General features: G+C 62.4%; 13 protein-coding genes and 1 pseudogene. 6 read left to right on the forward strand and 8 right to left on the reverse strand.

The annotated features are described in order from the left end of the window. Window positions 1-27 precede the first annotated feature (27 nt). Both WGT02_RS06915 and WGT02_RS06920 read left to right on the forward strand, forming a co-directional pair. The gene (locus tag WGT02_RS06915) at window positions 28-945 is read left to right on the forward strand and encodes a cytochrome c (protein WP_024313820.1); all 918 of its coding nucleotides are present in this window, start codon (window positions 28-30) and stop codon (window positions 943-945) included. A gap of 132 nt (window positions 946-1,077) precedes the next feature. After that, on the forward strand, window positions 1,078-2,043 hold the full coding sequence (locus WGT02_RS06920) for a hypothetical protein (RefSeq protein WP_024313819.1): 966 nt from the start codon (window positions 1,078-1,080) through the stop codon (window positions 2,041-2,043). 120 nt (window positions 2,044-2,163) lie between these two features. On the opposite strand, the gene WGT02_RS06925 is transcribed toward WGT02_RS06920, so the two are convergent. Further along, entirely contained in the window at window positions 2,164-2,742 is a 579-nt protein-coding gene (locus WGT02_RS06925; protein ID WP_024313818.1) for a type 1 glutamine amidotransferase family protein, read from the reverse strand. A 39-nt stretch (window positions 2,743-2,781) separates the two neighbouring features. After that, window positions 2,782-3,276 carry a GNAT family N-acetyltransferase gene (locus tag WGT02_RS06930; protein WP_024313817.1) on the reverse strand — a complete coding sequence of 165 codons (495 nt, stop codon included), beginning with the start codon at window positions 3,274-3,276 and terminating at the stop codon, window positions 2,782-2,784. 343 nt (window positions 3,277-3,619) lie between these two features. Here WGT02_RS06930 and dmeR point away from each other — a divergent pair, with 343 nt between their 5' ends. The 3 genes from dmeR (at window position 3,620) to bla (ending at window position 5,848) form a co-directional block, all read left to right on the forward strand. Beyond that, complete coding sequence (gene dmeR, locus WGT02_RS06935) at window positions 3,620-3,892, forward strand: Ni(II)/Co(II)-sensing transcriptional repressor DmeR (protein WP_024313816.1); 273 nt, start codon at window positions 3,620-3,622, stop codon at window positions 3,890-3,892. A gap of 24 nt (window positions 3,893-3,916) precedes the next feature. Continuing rightward, window positions 3,917-4,891, forward strand: coding sequence for a CDF family Co(II)/Ni(II) efflux transporter DmeF (gene dmeF, locus WGT02_RS06940; RefSeq protein WP_024313815.1), 975 nt, complete (start codon window positions 3,917-3,919; stop codon window positions 4,889-4,891). Between the two features lie 66 nt (window positions 4,892-4,957). Next, the gene (gene bla, locus WGT02_RS06945) at window positions 4,958-5,848 is read left to right on the forward strand and encodes a class A beta-lactamase (protein WP_024313814.1); all 891 of its coding nucleotides are present in this window, start codon (window positions 4,958-4,960) and stop codon (window positions 5,846-5,848) included. Window positions 5,849-5,921: 73 nt separating this feature from the next. On the opposite strand, the gene WGT02_RS06950 is transcribed toward bla, so the two are convergent. The 3 genes from WGT02_RS06950 to WGT02_RS06960 all read right to left on the reverse strand — a co-directional run bounded on the left by WGT02_RS06950 (window position 5,922) and on the right by WGT02_RS06960 (window position 10,469). After that, a complete protein-coding gene (locus tag WGT02_RS06950; RefSeq protein ID WP_024313813.1) occupies window positions 5,922-6,380 on the reverse strand; it encodes a hypothetical protein in 459 nt (152 codons plus the stop codon). A 115-nt stretch (window positions 6,381-6,495) separates the two neighbouring features. Next, complete coding sequence (locus WGT02_RS06955; RefSeq protein ID WP_208248569.1) at window positions 6,496-8,835, reverse strand: glucose/quinate/shikimate family membrane-bound PQQ-dependent dehydrogenase; 2,340 nt, start codon at window positions 8,833-8,835, stop codon at window positions 6,496-6,498. Window positions 8,836-8,969: 134 nt separating this feature from the next. Beyond that, window positions 8,970-10,469: a YdiU family protein gene (locus WGT02_RS06960; RefSeq protein WP_208248566.1), complete on the reverse strand. Its 1,500-nt coding sequence runs from the start codon at window positions 10,467-10,469 to the stop codon at window positions 8,970-8,972. Window positions 10,470-10,785: 316 nt separating this feature from the next. Between WGT02_RS06960 and WGT02_RS06965 the strand changes: the two genes are divergently transcribed. After that, on the forward strand, window positions 10,786-12,237 hold the full coding sequence (locus tag WGT02_RS06965; RefSeq protein ID WP_208248563.1) for a DHA2 family efflux MFS transporter permease subunit: 1,452 nt from the start codon (window positions 10,786-10,788) through the stop codon (window positions 12,235-12,237). A gap of 5 nt (window positions 12,238-12,242) precedes the next feature. On the opposite strand, the pseudogene WGT02_RS06970 reads toward WGT02_RS06965, so the two are convergent. From WGT02_RS06970 to WGT02_RS06980, 3 genes and pseudogenes are all read right to left on the reverse strand, one after another. Beyond that, window positions 12,243-13,190: pseudogene (locus WGT02_RS06970) on the reverse strand (homocysteine S-methyltransferase family protein). 93 nt (window positions 13,191-13,283) lie between these two features. Continuing rightward, complete coding sequence (locus WGT02_RS06975) at window positions 13,284-13,805, reverse strand: DUF1697 domain-containing protein (protein WP_024313809.1); 522 nt, start codon at window positions 13,803-13,805, stop codon at window positions 13,284-13,286. A 16-nt stretch (window positions 13,806-13,821) separates the two neighbouring features. Beyond that, window positions 13,822-15,930 (reverse strand): S9 family peptidase, encoded by a 2,109-nt coding sequence (locus WGT02_RS06980; RefSeq protein WP_208248559.1) that lies wholly within the window; start codon window positions 15,928-15,930, stop codon window positions 13,822-13,824. Between the last annotated feature and the right edge of the window lie 227 nt (window positions 15,931-16,157).

A 16,157-nucleotide genomic window follows, 5' to 3' on the forward strand; every position in this document is an offset into this window, starting at 1 on the left:
CAAAGCTATTGGCAACAGGAGCGGTGAATGTTCCGCAGGTTCGTCCGGTATTTGCTCTGTCTCGTCGGTGTGGTCGTCATTGGCGGAGCGGTCTTCTACTTCATCACCGCGCCCAATCCGCTTCCCGACAATCATTGGGCCAACCTTGGCGAACCCGATCTGAAGAACGGTGAAATGGTCTTCTGGACAGGTGGCTGTGTCAGCTGCCACGCTGCGCCGAGATCGGAAGGCGACGCCAAGCTCACGCTCTCGGGCGGCCTGGCGTTGAAAAGTCCCTTCGGCAACTTCCACGTGCCCAACATCTCGCCTGACGAGAAGGCCGGTATCGGGACATGGACGTTGGCGCAGTTCGGCAATGCCATGAAGCGCGGCGTCGCGCCCAACGGACAGCATCTCTACCCGTCCTTCCCCTACAATTCCTACGCCCGGATGAGCGACAAGGACGTCAACGATCTCTTCGGCTATCTGAAGACGCTGCCGAAGAGCGGCAACGTTGCCCCGCCGCACGAATTGCCTTTCCCTTACAACATCCGGCTGGTGTTGGGCGGCTGGAAGTTCCTCTATTTCAACGACGAGCCACGTGTCGCGCTTGCGGCCAATGTCGACGACAAGATTAAGCGCGGGCAGTATCTGGTCGAAGGGCCCGGCCATTGTGGCGAATGCCACACGCCGCGCGATCGGCTCGGCGGGTTCGAGGGTGACAAATGGCTGGCGGGTGCGCCAAACCCGGAAGGTCGGGGCAGGATCCCCAATATCACGCCGGGTTCGAAAACCGTCGGCTCATGGAGCCAGGAGGATATCGCCAACTATCTGGAAACCGGCTTCACGCCCGACTTCGATACGGCGGGTGGCTCGATGGCGGAGGTGCAGCGTAACCTCGCCCACCTGCCGAAACCGGAACTCGAGGCGATCGCAGCCTACGTGAAGGCGGTTCCGAACCGCTAATATTAGCAATATCTCAAAAATGCCGCATTGCAGCACTCCACTGGGTCGTGCGCACTGAACGCCCAGTGGCGAACCCTTCCGAGGTTCGCTTTCCGAACGACGCCCATCAACGTCTTCCGAAAGGACAGCTGCATGCACATCACGTCGGCCAACCCTGCAGATGATCTCGAGTCCGTCGCCCGCAAGGGCGGCAAATTGCGGCGCATGGCGGTGCGGATACCGACTTACATTGCGGATATCCGCGAAAATCCTGCCTGGCTGCCGATGTTCCTGCTGGCGCGAACAATACCGGCGCGCAAGGCGCATTGGCTGACTGCACGACGCAGCAATGGCGCGATCGAGAATCTGCCGACGCTTTTCACGGGCGTGGATTATGGAAGCGCCGTCGCGGCGCTGAGGCGGGATGGGATATTTCCCAACCTGACGCTCCCCGAAGCGATCACCCGTGAAATCGCCCGCTTTGCAAGCGCAACCCCATGCTTTGGCAATTTCGATCGGCAAATCGAGTTTCGGGCGTCGGATCATCGCGACGCAGAGCAGCAATGGGGACGGCCGATCCTGAGCGGCCACCACTTCGAGCGTGCCCTTGATTGCCCCGCGGTTCGTGCGGTCCAGCGCGATCCGGTCCTATCGGAAATCGCACGCTGCTATCTCGGTGCCCAAGCCCGCCTCATTACCACCCGCATCTGGTGGAGTTTTCCCACGAGGGCCGGCGAGACCGACCGCAGCCTGGCGTCGCTGGACAAGTATCACTTCGATCTCGACGACTGGCGAATGCTGAAGTTCTTCTTCTATCTCGTCGACGTCGACGAAGGCACTGGTCCGCATGTCTATGTCAGGGGTAGCCACAACAAGCGCCGCATCAAGCACCAATTGACCCTTGTGGTCGGCCATCCCGCGCATGAAATCCTGGATTTCTACGGGAAGGAGAGCGTGACGACGCTGACCGGCGCGGCAGGCTTCGGCTTCGTGGAAGATCCGTTCGGTTTTCATATGGGCACGGTCGCCAAGACGAAGCCGCGCCTGATGATGGAGGTGGGCTTTGGTGTTTCCAAGCCGTCGCGCCGCCGCTTCCACGGCGAGCCGGTGCTACGGTGAACCCAGCGCCGTCGGCGCCGCTAAAAGTGGGCGCCGGTTTCGGGATAAAGACATGCGTGAGACCAAAAAAAGCGCAGTAAACGCATCCAAAAGATCGCGACGCGCTTCAGTTAGTTTAGATCAGGCCGCTTTCGGCTGGTGCTCGGCACCGAACATCAGCACGTACTGGTCCAGTTCGTCGCCGGCATGTCCAAGCGCGCGGTAGATTTCCGCCGCAAAGGTCATCGGTGCCGATCCGGCCGCCGTCACCAGCTTTCCGTCACGCACGGCCTGCGGGATATCCTTGTAACGAGAGTGGCCGGCGTAGCCGGGCGCACCTGCGATAAAATTGGCGGCATTGCTGGTATGGTCGATGGCATTCAGCGCTCCTGCGCGGGCAAGGGCCAGCGTTGCGCCGCAAATCCCGGCGACGAGCTTGTCGTGGGCGATGAAGTCGTCGATCACCTGTTTGAGGTCAGGCGCCTTCTCCGTTTCCCAGATCGTTCCGCCGCAGAGCACGAGGCCGTCGAAGGCGTTGGCATGCAGGTTTTCAGCCGCGGTATCGGCCGCGACGCGCATGCTGCCCATCGAGCGCACTTCCTCGCCTTCGGGCGTTGCAATCACCACGTCGAAGCCGAAGTAGGAGCGTGCGGAGGCCGTCAGTTGCGCGACCTCCCAGTCGGCGAATCCGTCGGTCAGCACGATTGCAAGTCGGGTCATCGGTTTCTCCAATGAAAGAACGCAAGGGGCCAATGCCGCTCATGCTAAAGCCTGCATATAGCGCATGCCAGTGACCGGGCGAGGCACGAAGTCCATGTTCTCGTAGAAGCGATGGGCCTGCACGTTGCCGGTGGCGGCGCTGACCGAGAGATAGCCGCAGCCGGCGCTGCGAGCCGTGTCGCGGGCGCGGTTGACGAGATGCTGGCCGACGCCGTGGCCGCGATGGCCGTCGCGCACGAAGAGATGGTGCAGATCCATGCCGCGCGCACCGTCCTGCGCCCTGTAGAGCGGCACGAGGATCGCGTAGCCGATCAGGCCTTCGCCGGTCTCGGCAACGAGGGCGCTGATCCACGGCACAGGGCCGAAGAGGTCGCGCTCGAGCTGCTCCTGGCTCGAGGCGGAAGCATCGCCGTGGTGCTTGGCGAGCAGGGCGATCATTTCGGTGAGTTCGGGCAGATCGCGCGGCTTGGCGGCGCGGATATTGATCACCGGCGGGCGGATCAATGAGACTTCGCTGTCTTCGATTTCAACCATGGTCTTCGCGTCCTTTGTGGTTTTCTGCCGTCAGGACGCTGCCAATACAACAAAGCCGCCTGACGGCGGCTTGTTGACAATATGATCTGTCCAGCCGCCCCTTACAGGTACAGCCAAAAATACGTGCTGGTGATGTGCGCGTTCTTGATCATGCGTCGATAGATCGTCCAGAACGCGCCGTTTGTCAATGGGGTTTACGCGCGGGCGCCGGGAAGCGCGCAGCGTCCTTCGACGCAGCCGCCATCGACTGCTTTGCCGGTGGCATCGGAACCGCTTGCGCCAGCTACTTTTCATCGGCCTCATATTAATATAGGGTACCCCCCTATACTAAGTGGATGAAGCCATGTCGCACACCACGCACCACAAGAAAAAGCTGATGGCCCGCGTCAGCCGCCTGAAAGGCCAGCTGGAGGCCGTCGAGCGAGCCCTGGAGGCAGAGCGGCCCTGCGGGGAGATTTTGCAGCTGCTTGCCTCCATACGCGGTGCGCTGAACGGCTTGACCGGGGAGGTGTTGGACGATCATCTCCACGAGCATGTCCTGCATGCCGCGGATGAGAAAGCCCGGACGGAAGCGGTCGAGGAAATATCCGAAGTCCTGCGGACCTACATTCGCTGAGAAAACCGACATGAGGAGCGTGCAATGACTGCACAGACGGAAACACTTAAGCACGACCACGTTTTCCTGGGCGCGGACCACGACCGCAACGCCCGCCGTGTCTGGTTCGTCATCGCCCTGACCGCCGTCATGATGGTGGTCGAGATCGGCGCCGGAACGTATTACGGTTCGATGGCGCTGGTGGCCGATGGCTGGCATATGTCGACCCATGCCAGCGCTCTGCTGATCTCTGCGGTTGCCTACCGCTATGCGCGCCGGCAGGCGCACAATCCCCGCTTCACCTTCGGCACCGGCAAGCTCGGCGACCTCGCAGGCTTCGCCAGCGCCATCATCCTGGCGCTGATTGCGCTCTTGATGGCCTGGGAGAGCTTTCTGCGCATCACCCATCCCGTACCGATCAGCTTCGAGCAGGCGATCGGCGTCGCTGTCGTCGGCCTGCTGGTCAATCTGGCCAGCGCCTGGCTCCTAAAGGACGGCCATCACGGCCACAGCCACGGTCATTCCCACCATCACCACCACGAGCACGGCGATCATGCCCATCATGGCGACCATGCCCGTTCTGCACATGCCTCCGACAACAACATGCGTGCGGCCTATGTCCATGTCATTGCCGATGCGCTGACGTCGGTGCTCGCCATTGCCGCACTGTTGCTCGGCAGTCTTTATGGCTGGCTCTGGCTCGACCCGCTAATGGGCATCGTCGGCGGCCTGATCATTGCCCAATGGTCCTGGGGCCTGATCACGTCGTCGGGCCGCGTGCTGCTCGACGTTGTGCCGCGGGAGGTGGATCTGCAGCATGAGATTCGTTCGGCGCTGGAAACGGGTGGCGAGCGGATCACCGATCTTCACGTCTGGCAGGTCGGACCTGGCCATCATGCCGCGATCGTCGCACTCGTCGCGCCGCAGCCCGAAAGCCCGGCCTTCTACAAGGCGAAGCTCGAGCCTCTTGCAGGTCTTTCGCACGTCACGGTCGAGGTCTCAAAGTCAGCGGCCGCTTGACGCGACTCATCCGGGCCACAATCGGTCTCTAGCCCTGTCTCCATTGATTCAGGTAGAGGACTTTTCATGCGCGGCTTTTCCATCCGTCGCCGGACACTTCTTGGTTCGGCACTGCTTTCGCCCGCCTTGCTCCTTCCGCGTGTTGCGCGGACGGAAGACAGTGATGATGAAATCAATCGGCGGATCGGTGCACTCGAAAAGGCGATCGGTGGTCGTATTGGTGTATCCGCCATCGACACCCAGACCAACATTTCGTTCGGCTATCGCGAAACCGAGCGCTTTCCTCTCAGCAGCACGTTCAAGGTCCTGGCCGCGGGCCTTGTGCTTGCGCGGGTAGACAAGGGGCAGGAGACGCTCGAGAGGCGTGTCGTCTACGACCAGGCCAAGCTCGTCACCTATTCGCCCGAGACGGAAAAGCACGTCGGCGGCGAGGGCATGAGCCTCAGTGAACTCTGCGCAGCGGCGATCACGCTGAGCGACAATACGGCCGGCAACCTGCTGCTGGAAAGCTTCGGCGGCCCTCCCGAGCTCACCAAATGGCTGCGTACGCTGGGCGACCGTTCGACAAGGCTCGACCGCTGGGAAACGGCACTGAACGAAGCCAAGGACGGCGACCCGCAGGACACGACGACGCCCGATGCAATGGTCGACACGCTCGGCAACCTGGCGCTTGGCTCGGCGCTATCGGAGCCCTCGCGCGACAAGCTGACGGAATGGATGGTGGCGAATACGACGGGTGGCGCGCGCCTGCGCGCCGGCCTTCCGGGCGCCTGGAGGATCGGCGACAAGACCGGCACCGGAAACAACGGCAGCGCCGCCGATATCGCCATCGTCTGGCCGCCCGGGCATGGCGCGATCCTCGTTGCAGCTTATGTGACGCAGGCCAAGGCGCCATTGTCGGAGATCAACCCGGTCTTCGCCGAGGTTGGCAGGATCGTGGCCGATATGGTCGGATAATGCTTGTCGGTCAAAGAGATGCGACGGAAACGCAATTCTCCGTCGCATCGACCTGAATCAGTTTGTGAAGGCCTCAGACGCTGATAGTCGCGTCCGGGTTCGGCTTATCCTTGCTGTCGTCGTCGCCGGTCAGCTGTCGCTTCAGCTCGGCCGCGATCTGCTTTTCGATGGCCTCGCGCTGTTCCGGCGGCATTGCCTTGAGATCGTCCTCGGTCAGACCGAGCCGCTGGAGGATCTGGTCGCGAATGCGCTCTGCCGGCGTCTTGTTGGCGAGGTCCGTGAACTCGGAGACAACAGCGTCATGGCGCGCTTTCGCCGGATCCTCGGTGCCATCCATGGTCACCGTGCCGCTGCTCTGCAGCGCCCACATCGTGCTGGAGATTGAGGTCGGCGTGCTGCTTGGCTGAAGTGCCGCGCCGCTTTGGCGAACGCTCATCTCGGCATCACTGGACTGTTGCTTGTTGCGCTGGCCGGACTGGCCGAAGAGGTTGGTCAATCCATAGGTGCTGGAAATGCTACTGCCTATCTTCATGAAAATTCTCCCTGAAACAATGCGCGGGAGAATGGCGTGCCAGACATGCCTGGAGCTTGCCTCCGCGGGCTCGGACGGCGGCCTATAGAGGCGGCCGTCCGCCTCACGTCCCGAGTTAGGGCAGGGCGTAGCCGATCACGTAATCGCCGGGCTTGGTGCCGATCGAGCCGTGTCCGCCGGCGACCATGACGACGAACTGTTTGTTGTCGCTGGTCGTATAGGTCATCGGTGTCGCCTGGCCGCCGGCCGGCAGGCGGGCTTGCCACAGGTGGTCGCCGTTCGTCACGTCGTAGGCGCGCAGAAAGTTGTCGACCGCCGCCCCGAGGAAGGCAACGCCGCCTCTCGTCAGGATCGGGCCGCCGATGCCCGGCACGCCAACCTTGAAGGGTAACGGCAGCGGCGTCATATCGTAGATGGTGCCGTTCCTGTGCTTGTAGGCGATCTTTCCGGTACGCAAGTCGGCGCCGGTGACATAGCCCCATGGCGGCGCCTGGCAGGGGATACTCAACGGGCTGAGGAACGGTCCCATGAAGACGCCATAGGGCGCACCGTCGTTGCGGTTGAGGCCCTGTTCGCTACCTTTCTCGTCCTGGCCTCTCGGCGGAATGTCGGCCGCCGGCACAAGTCGCGAGGTGAAGGCGAGATAGGTCGGCATCCCGAACATGATCTGCCGCTCGGGATCGACCGCCACGCTGCCCCAGTTGAAGGTGCCGAAGTTGCCGGGGTAGATGATAGAGCCGACCAATGACGGCGGGGTGTAGCGGCCTTCGTACTTGTAGCGGTGGAACTGGATGCGGCAGGCGAGCTGATCGAACAGCGAGATCCCCCACATGTCCTTTTCCTGCAGCGGCGGCGGCGAGAAGGTGAGGTCCGAGATCGGCTGCGTTGGCGACGTGTGGTCTTCAGGGATCGCGCCGCCCGGGGCGGGTATCTCCCTGAACGGGATGATCGCCTCGCCGGTGCGCCGATCGAGCACATAGATGTCACCCTGCTTGGTCGGGGCAACGAGCGCCGGCACGGGCGTTCCGTCGGATTTCGTCATGTCGAACAGCACGGGTTGGGCGGGAACGTCCATGTCCCACAGGTCGTGGTGCACGAACTGCTGGACCCATTTCACTTGCCCGGTGGCGATGTCGAGTGCGACGATCGAGGAGGAGTATTTCTCCACATGGGCGCTGCGGTTCATGCCGAGCTGGTCGGGTACCTGGTTGCCGAGCGGGATGTAGACCATGCCTAGACCGTCATCGACACTGAAGACGGACCAGCTGTTCGGAGAGTTGGTGGTGTAGGTCTGGCCTTCGGGCAGCGGCGTGGTGACATCAGGATTGCCGGAATCCCAATTCCAGATGAGCGCGCCGGTATTGATGTCGTATGCGCGGATAACGCCGGACTGCTCCTTTGTGGAATAGTTGTCGTTGACGGCGCCGCCGACAATCAGCTTGCCGGCGACCGCGACCGGCGGCGATGTGGAATAGTAGTAGCCGGCCGGATTGTACTGCATACCTTTTTCAAGATGCAGCACGCCATCTTCGGCAAAGCTCGTGCAGATCTGGCCATTTGCCGCATCGAGCGCAATCAGCCTAGCGTCGGAGGTCGGCAGAAACACGCGCTCGGCGCAGGCCGAGCCGGGGGCTGCGGCCGTGTCGCGATAGTAGGTGACGCCGCGGCAGGTTTGGTGCTGGCGGTTCGGGTTCATGCCGGAGTTGGAATCGTATTTCCATTTCTCCTTGCCAGTCTTGGCGTCGAGCGCGATTGCCCAATTGTGTGGCGTGCAGAGGTACAACGTGTCGCCGACTTTCAGCGGCGTCACCTGATAGGTGGTTTCGCCGACATCCTCGGGTCGCTTCACATCACCGGTCTGGTAGCGCCACACCTCCTTGAGATCCTTGACGTTGCTGACATTGATCTGGTCAAGCGGCGAGTAGCGCTGACCGAAGGGTGTACGGCCGTATTGATGCCACTCTTCGTCGGGCACAACACCGCCGAAGGTCGCGGGGCTAGTGACGGCCTCGGTCGGCAAAGTGCCCGTGATCCGGTGCGGATCGGTGGTCATCGAATAGCCGGCGATCGTGATCGCAATCACAACCGGTATGGCGAGCGGCCAGGGGTTTGCCCCATAGGAGATCCCGGTCGGGCTGAGAAAGCCGAGCGGCCGGCGGATCCAGGGCGTGAGCAACCACAAGCCGAGAAGAATGATCAGTCCGCCGCGCGGTCCAAGCTGCCACCAGTCGAAGCCGACTTCCCAGATCGCCCATGCCAGCGCCACAATGACGAGCGCCGCGTAGGCCCACAAGGCGGCCGCTCGGCGCATCGCAAGCAGGATGGCGGTCAGCAGGAACATGGCGCCTGCGAAGGCATAAAAGACGCTGCCGCCGAGCATGACGAGCCAAAGACCGCCGCCGCCGAGCGCAAGGCCAATCAGGATGAAAAGAATGGACGTAATGACGATTGCCATATGGGAAGACTCCCGCTGAGGTTAGCCGGGTGCGATCAGAACGAGAAAAATGTCCGCAAATCAGCGAGATAGGGCGGTCGCAAACGCCGTCAACTGCGACCATAGGTGTCAGGATGGAGAGGGTTCGCGCCAGGTCACGTACCGCAGAAGGTCTGCAGCACGCGTTCCTCCGGCTTCGGCGGCTCCATGTAGGCCGCAAAGTCTGGTTGGTCGTCATAGGGCTTGGCGAGCACGGCAAGCAGCGCTTCGAAGAGCGAAAAGTCCGCATCGTCGACCGCCGCATTGATGGCCTGCTCGATGCGGTGGTTGCGCGGAATGAAGGCGGGATTGACAGCGCGCATTGTCGCTGCGCGGTCGTCCTCGGTCCGGCTATCGTCACGCGTAAGGCGCTCGCGCCAGCCGGCGAGCCATTCGCGCGCCGCATCGGGGTCGCGGAACGTCGAGAGGAACAATGCCTCGCCACCTGATCCTGAGGCGTCGGAGAGCCGGCGGAAGGCGAGGGTAAAGTCGGCCTGTTGCGCCTGCATCACGGCAAGCAGCGATTGAACGAGCTCCAGGTCGCCGTCCTCGACGGTCGCCAGGCCGATCTTCTCGCGCATGCCGCGCAGCCAATGGATCTGGAAGCGCTCGCCATATTGCTGGATCACGGTGTTGGCGAGCTCGACGGCCTTTTCTGCATCGGCATCGATGAGCGGCAGCAGCGTTTCTCCGAGCCGCGCCAGGTTCCATTGGCCGATGCCCGGCTGATTGGCATAGGCGTAGCGCCCGCGCTGGTCGATCGAGGAAAACACCGTGCCGGGATTGTAGGTGTCCATGAAGGCGCAGGGGCCGAAATCGATCGTCTCGCCCGAAATGGCCATGTTGTCGGTGTTCATCACGCCGTGGATGAAGCCAATATGCAGCCACTTGGCGATCAACGCCGCCTGACGCTCACAAGCGGCTTCGTAAAGGGCAATATAGGGGTTGTCCCTGTCCTTGAGTTCCGGATAGTGCCGGTCGATCACATAGTCGGCGAGCGCCCGCACGCCGTCCGTATCACCGCGGGCGGCGAAAAACTGGAAGGTGCCGACGCGGATATGGCTCGCCGCAACGCGGGTGAACACTGCGCCCGGCAGGATGCTCTCACGATAGACGGGCTGGCCGGTCGACACTGCGGCAAGCGCTCGGGTCGCCGATACGCCGAGCGCATACATCGCCTCGCTGACGATATATTCCCGAAGCACCGGTCCAAGTGCGGCGCGGCCATCGCCGCGGCGGGAGTAAGGCGTCTGGCCCGCGCCCTTCAGCTGGATATCACGGCGCTGACCGTTGTGGTCGATGACCTCGCCGAGCAGGATCGCCCGCCCGTCGCCGAGCAGCGGCACGAAGGAGGCGAACTGGTGCCCGGCATAGGCCATCGCCAGCGGATCGGCGCCATCAGGCAACAGGTTGCCCGAGAAGATCGCAGCGCCGTCGCGCCTGATCATCTCGACATCGAGGCCGAGTTCGGCCGCGAGAGGCTCGTTCAGCTTGATCAGCCACGGCTCGGCCACCTGCGAGGGGACCTGGCGCGTGAAGAATTGCTGCGGCAACCGCGCATAGCTGTTGTCGAAGGTGAATGGCCGCGAGGTGGACGCTTTCGGAATGATCGTCATATGTCCTAGGTAGGGCTCCGGCATGCATGACGCAAGCGGCCGAGAGCCTTTGCCTTGGATGGAGCGGCCGGTCCGATGGTGGTCGCGGGTGCCGCCACAGCCGCCTCGTCCATCGCCACGCGTCGCCGCGATATCTCGCGCAGACGCAAATGCTGCACAGCCATTCCCTGCGGGCACGGCTGCCCTTCCATATAAGCATAACGACGCCACATTTGCGGGCGTATACAAAGATCCTCAATCCTCTTTTGGCATCACGCCATACCATACCGCGGCCACGCTTCCGCGCCGGCCACGCCATTGCGAGTGATCCCTGACGATGTCGGATCAGATCTACCAGGCAGCCGCCATCGGGCGCGCCAAGCCCAATTTCCGCGTGATAGCGATGATCGTTGCGAGCGCCATGTTTATGGAACAGCTCGACGCAACCGTGCTGGCGACGGCGCTGCCGACCATGGCGCGTGATTTCGGCGTTAGCGCTCCGTCAATGAGCATTGCACTGACGTCCTATCTCCTCAGCCTCGCGATCTTCATTCCGGCAAGCGGCTTGATTGCCGATCGCTTCGGCTCGCGCACGGTTTTTCGCGCGGCGATCGCCGTCTTCGTCACCGGCTCCATCTTCTGCGCGCTGTCGCCCAATCTCCTCTGTCTTGTTCTAGCGCGTCTGTTGCAGGGTCTCGGCGGCGCCATGATGCTGCCGGTCGGTCGCCTCGTTCTGTTGCGCAGCGTCGACCGCAAGGACATGGTCAATGCCATGTCGTGGTTGCTGGTGCCGGCGCTGATCGGCCCGATTCTCGGCCCGCCGGTTGGCGGCCTGATCGTCACCTATCTCGACTGGCGCTGGATCTTCTACATCAACGTGCCGATCGGCATCATCGGCTTCACGCTGGTCTCGATCTTCATCGAGGATTTCAAGGGTGAGTCGAAACGTCGGTTCGATACGGCCGGTTTCATCCTCTCCGGCATCGCGCTTGGCTCCTTGCTCTTCAGTTTCGAAAGCTCCAGCCGGCCGGGCGAAGCGGCCTTTTCGCTGTTTCTCATTGCGGTCGGGATGCTATTCGGCATCGCCTACCTCAAGCATGCCCGCCGCCATCCGTCGCCGATCATGGATTTCTCGCTGATGAAGGTACCGAGCTTCGGCACCTCCGTTATCGCAGGCTCGCTGACCCGCATCACCCAAGGCGCGCAGCCTTTCCTGCTGCCGCTCTATTTCCAGCTCGGCTTCGGCCTCTCGGCCGCCAAGGCCGGCCAGCTAGTTACCGCCGCAGCACTCGGCTCGATGGCAATGAAAGCCGTTGCGCCGCGCGTGCTGCGCCGCTTCGGCTTCCGCAACAGCCTGGTCGCGAACGGCGTCATCGCCACCTGCGGCTATGCGCTCTGCGCCGCTTTTCGGCCGGATTGGCCGTTGGCACTGATTTTCGCGTTCCTCGTCATGTGCGGCTTCTTCATGTCGTTCCAGTTCACGGCCTACAACACGGTGGCCTATGACGAGATTGACCGCGACCGGATGAGCTCGGCCACCAGCTTCTACACGACCTTCCAGCAGCTGATGCTGTCGCTCGGCATCTGCGTCGGCGCGCTGGCGCTGCACACGTCGATGACGGTCAACGGCAGCGAGACGCCGCAGCTCCACGATTTCTCCGCCGCCTTCCTCTTCGTCACCGCGATCTCGATCACGGCGACCTTCTGGAATCTGCGCTTTGCGCGCAGCGCCGGCGCCGACATCAGCGGTCATGATGCGGGCAAGGCGGCACACGCCGCCGAGCACTGAGCCCGTCAGGCGTGGGTGGGTTCCGGCAGGCATGCCGCGCAGATGGCGGCCACATGCCGGTGATCGGTGCCACAGCAGCCGCCGACGATCCTGATTTGCGGCATCCGGGACATCAGTTGTCTGTAGTGCTGTCCGAGATCGACGGGATCGCCCGCATCAAGCGTCTCGCTCTCGTCGAGTTCGGCGTGGCTCATGCGTGAGGCATTGGCCCGCAGCCCGCGGATCCGTTTCGTCCAGTTGGCCTTTGGATCAAACGCCTCGGCGAAATGCGTTGGGTGGGCGCAATTGATCATGTAGTAGGCGGGTGAACCGCCAGTCGCCGCGTCCGTCGTCTCGATCGCCTCCTGCATGCTGCGCCCGGTCACCAGCCTACCGTCGATCTCGACCGTGAAGGAGATCGCGCAGGGCATGGCCCTGGCGGCGGCCGCCCGCGCCGATCGCCTCGTCGATGTTGGTCAGTGTGAAGGCCGTCACCATGTCGGCATCGCTTTCGGCGAAGCTGCCGATCTGGACGCCGTGGTAATCCTCGGCTTCGGTGGCATCCATGTCGCCGGCCTTGTAGCCGTCGCCGCGCGGCCCGATGGCGCCGCTGATGACGATCGGCTGTCCCGGTTGTTCGTATCTCCCGCGCAATCCTGCCAGCAGCGAGACGCTGCCCACATTGGCCGCGTGCAGGCTTCGCGCGTGTAGCCGAGCTTCCCGGCCCAATCCGGATTGGCGCGCCATGTCGGCGTGTCGAGGATGAATCCGGCGCCATGCTTGCGGGCGATATCGAGATAGCGGCGATAGTAGGCCTGCAGCCGATCGCGCCCTTCCTCCGAGGCCAGCATCACAAACGATGCGAAGTTTGGCAGCGGCAATCCGTCAAGAAAGATGAAGGTTGTCTCCATGCCGCCATCGGTCACGAAGAAGCCGCCCTCGAGCTGCGGTAAGCTGCGTCGGTAGGTCGCCATCGTATCTCCTCAGCCGGACGAAAGACAATGTTGCGACGTAACTGATGAGTTAGTATGTTCTAAAATAGACTCCCGCGATGGTACAGCGAAATCTCAGCGGTCCTCCATCGCCCAAGCCATCTCGGCGAGCTTGCGTACCGTATTCAGGTTGCGCGCCGTTCCGGGCTTCAGGGCCGGCAGCTTGAGCTTCGATTTGCCGGAGCCGATGGGGAAGTGGACATAGATTTCGCGCCCGGCCAGAACCGCCTCTTCGCCGTCGGGCGCGACCATCGCGTCGAGAGCATCGTTCTGTGCAGCCTCGGGCAGGAAGCTTACGAGCAGATAGTTGGGCTTGGCGTCGCGAAAGGGCGCGTTGGCGACGATCGCCTCGAGCTCCTTGCGGCTGCGGAGCATCACGCCGGGCTTCTTGCCGAGCACCTTTCCAAGCGCGTCATCCAGCTTTTGCTCGACCTCGGCTTCCCTCTCGTCGGAGCGGAACAGCACGTTGCCGCTCTGGATGTAGGTCTGCACGTCGCTGAAGCCGAGCTCTTTGCAAATTGCCTTCAGCGTCGTCATGGGCAGCTTGCCCGTGCCGCCGACATTGATCGCTCTCAACAGCGCCACATAGACCGTCACGGGCTCCTCCAGCCGATTACACCTTCCCAGCAACCTTGATCGCGAAGGCGTACTCGAAGGCGATCTCCTCCAGCCGTTGGAAGCGTCCCGAGGCGCCGCCATGGCCGGCATCCATGTTGGTCTTCAGCAGGATCGGCGCCGAACCGGTGGTCTTTTCGCGCAGCCGCGCCACCCACTTTGCCGGCTCCCAATAGGTGACGCGCGGGTCCGTCAGACCACCGAGCGCCAGGATCGGCGGATAGGCTTTCGCGCCGACATTGTCGTAGGGCGAGTAGGCGGCGATCTGCTCGTACTCGTCCTTGCTCTCGATCGGGTTGCCCCATTCCGGCCATTCCGGCGGGGTCAGCGGCAGCGTGTCATCGAGCATGGTGTTCAGCACATCGACGAAGGGAACGGCGGCGATCAGGCCGGCAAACTTCTCCGGCGCCATATTGGCAACGGCCCCCATCAGCATGCCGCCGGCCGAACCGCCTTCGGCGATGATGTTCGCGTAGGAGGTGAACTTTTCCTGATTCAGATAGTCAGCGGCGGCGATGAAGTCTTTGAAGGTGTTGGTCTTCTTCTCCATCTTGCCGTCTTCGTACCAGCCAAAACCCTTGTCCTTGCCGCCGCGGATGTGGGCGATGGCGTAGACGAAACCGCGGTCGGCAAGCGACAGGCAGTTGGTGTTGAAGCCGGCCGGAATGGTAATGCCGTAGGCGCCGTATCCATAGAGCAGGCAGGGTGCAGACCCGTCGAGCGGCGTATCCTTGCGATAGAGCAGGGTGACCGGCACCTGTTCTCCATCCCAGGCCGGCGCGAAGACACGGCGGGTGACATAGTCGTCGGGATTGTGGCCGGAGGGCACTTCCTGCGTCTTGAGGAGGGTACGTTCGCGCGTCACCATGTTGTAGTCATAGAGCTGTGACGGGGTCGTCATCGAGGAGTAGGAGAAGCGGATGACGTCGGTGTCGTATTCCGCCGCACCCTGCAGGCCGAGCGAATAGGCCTCTTCGGCAAAGGCGATGGCGTGCTCCTCGCCGGTGCGCCGGTCGCGGATGATGATCTGCGGCAGGCCGTCCTTGCGCTCCAGCCAGAGCAGATGCCGGGCAAAAGCCATGTGGCTGATGATCAAGGTGCCGGGCTTGTGCGGCACGACTTCGCGCCAGTTCGCCTTGCCCGGGTTTTCAACCGGCGCTTCCATGATCTTGAAATCCTTGGCGTCGCCGTCATTGGTCAGGATGTAGAAGACATCGCCGCCTTCCGTCATCGAGTATTCGATGCCTTCCTCGCGCTCGGAAACAAGCTTCGGCTCCGCCGTCAGATCCTTGGTGGAGAGCAGGCGGTATTCTGACGTCTCGTGGTCGTGAATGTCGATGTAGATGAAATCGTCGAGCAGCGAGCCGCCGACGCCCATGAAGAAGCCGGCGTCCTTCTCCTCATAGACCAGCAGGTCGTCGGATTGGGGCGTCCCGAGGATGTGGTGGAAGACCTTTGAGGGACGATGGTTCTCGTCGAGTGCGGAATAAAAGAAACTCTTGCCGTCAGGTGCCCACGCGCCGCCGCCGCCGGTGTTCTCGACCACGTCGGGAAGGTCCTCGCCGGTCGCAAGATCGCGCACGCGCAGCGTATAGAATTCTGAGCCCTTGTCGTCATAGCCCCAGATGCCGCGGCTGTGATCGGTCGAATGGTCGAGGCCCGCCAGCCTGAAATAGGCCTTGCCGGCCGCTTCCTTGTCGCCGTCGAGCAGAACGGCGCGGATCGTCTCGACCTTGACGTCGCCGTTGCGGGGAATGCGAAAATAGCGTGGCTGTTCGCCGCCGGTGACGAAGAAGGTGCCGTAGGCATAGTCGCCGTCCTTCATCGGCACGGAGCTGTCGTCCTCCTTGATACGGCCGCGCATCTCGGCAAACAGCGTCTTCTGCAGCGCCTTGGTGTCCTCCATCGCCGCGTTCATGTAGACGTTTTCGGCTTCCAGATGCTGGCGGATCGCCGGATCGAGGATCGTGGGATCCTTGAACATCGCCTGCCAGTTGTCCGCCCGCAGCCAGGCGTAGTCATCCGTGCGCGTGATGCCGTGGCGCGTATCAGAAAGCGGCTTCTTGGCGGCAACGGGCGGGTTCGGCATGTTCTTGAAGACGGTCAACGAAGGCTCCGGATACGTGGTGTCAGGTTGGCAAGAGATAGAGGCGCGGATGCATCGGATCAAGCGCCGAACGCACCTCCGTGACAAAACCGAAGGAATGCTCACGTTGCCTTGATGTCACCATATTGTTTAAGAAAGTCCGCTACGTCGCCCGGAATTTATGCCCTGTTCGACCGTGAAAGCCCCGGTCGTCCACAGGCGATTCCGGAATGAGAATGCAAAGGAAT

The organism is Rhizobium sp. T1470 (assembly GCF_042140505.1).
Lineage (GTDB): Bacteria > Pseudomonadota > Alphaproteobacteria > Rhizobiales > Rhizobiaceae > Rhizobium > Rhizobium favelukesii.

Bases quoted from the DNA above. Each gene is read 5' to 3' on its own strand.
- WGT02_RS06920 (WP_024313819.1), top strand. From the start codon at position 1,078: ATGCACATCACGTCGGCCAACCCTGCAGATGATCTCGAGTCCGTCGCC.
- WGT02_RS06950 (WP_024313813.1), bottom strand. From the start codon at position 6,380: ATGAAGATAGGCAGTAGCATTTCCAGCACCTATGGATTGACCAACCTC.
- WGT02_RS06965 (WP_208248563.1), top strand. From the start codon at position 10,786: ATGTCGGATCAGATCTACCAGGCAGCCGCCATCGGGCGCGCCAAGCCC.
- WGT02_RS06925 (WP_024313818.1), bottom strand. From the start codon at position 2,742: ATGACCCGACTTGCAATCGTGCTGACCGACGGATTCGCCGACTGGGAG.
- WGT02_RS06955 (WP_208248569.1), bottom strand. From the start codon at position 8,835: ATGGCAATCGTCATTACGTCCATTCTTTTCATCCTGATTGGCCTTGCG.
- dmeR (WP_024313816.1), top strand. From the start codon at position 3,620: ATGTCGCACACCACGCACCACAAGAAAAAGCTGATGGCCCGCGTCAGC.
- WGT02_RS06915 (WP_024313820.1), top strand. From the start codon at position 28: ATGTTCCGCAGGTTCGTCCGGTATTTGCTCTGTCTCGTCGGTGTGGTC.
- WGT02_RS06930 (WP_024313817.1), bottom strand. From the start codon at position 3,276: ATGGTTGAAATCGAAGACAGCGAAGTCTCATTGATCCGCCCGCCGGTG.
- bla (WP_024313814.1), top strand. From the start codon at position 4,958: ATGCGCGGCTTTTCCATCCGTCGCCGGACACTTCTTGGTTCGGCACTG.
- WGT02_RS06960 (WP_208248566.1), bottom strand. From the start codon at position 10,469: ATGACGATCATTCCGAAAGCGTCCACCTCGCGGCCATTCACCTTCGAC.
- dmeF (WP_024313815.1), top strand. From the start codon at position 3,917: ATGACTGCACAGACGGAAACACTTAAGCACGACCACGTTTTCCTGGGC.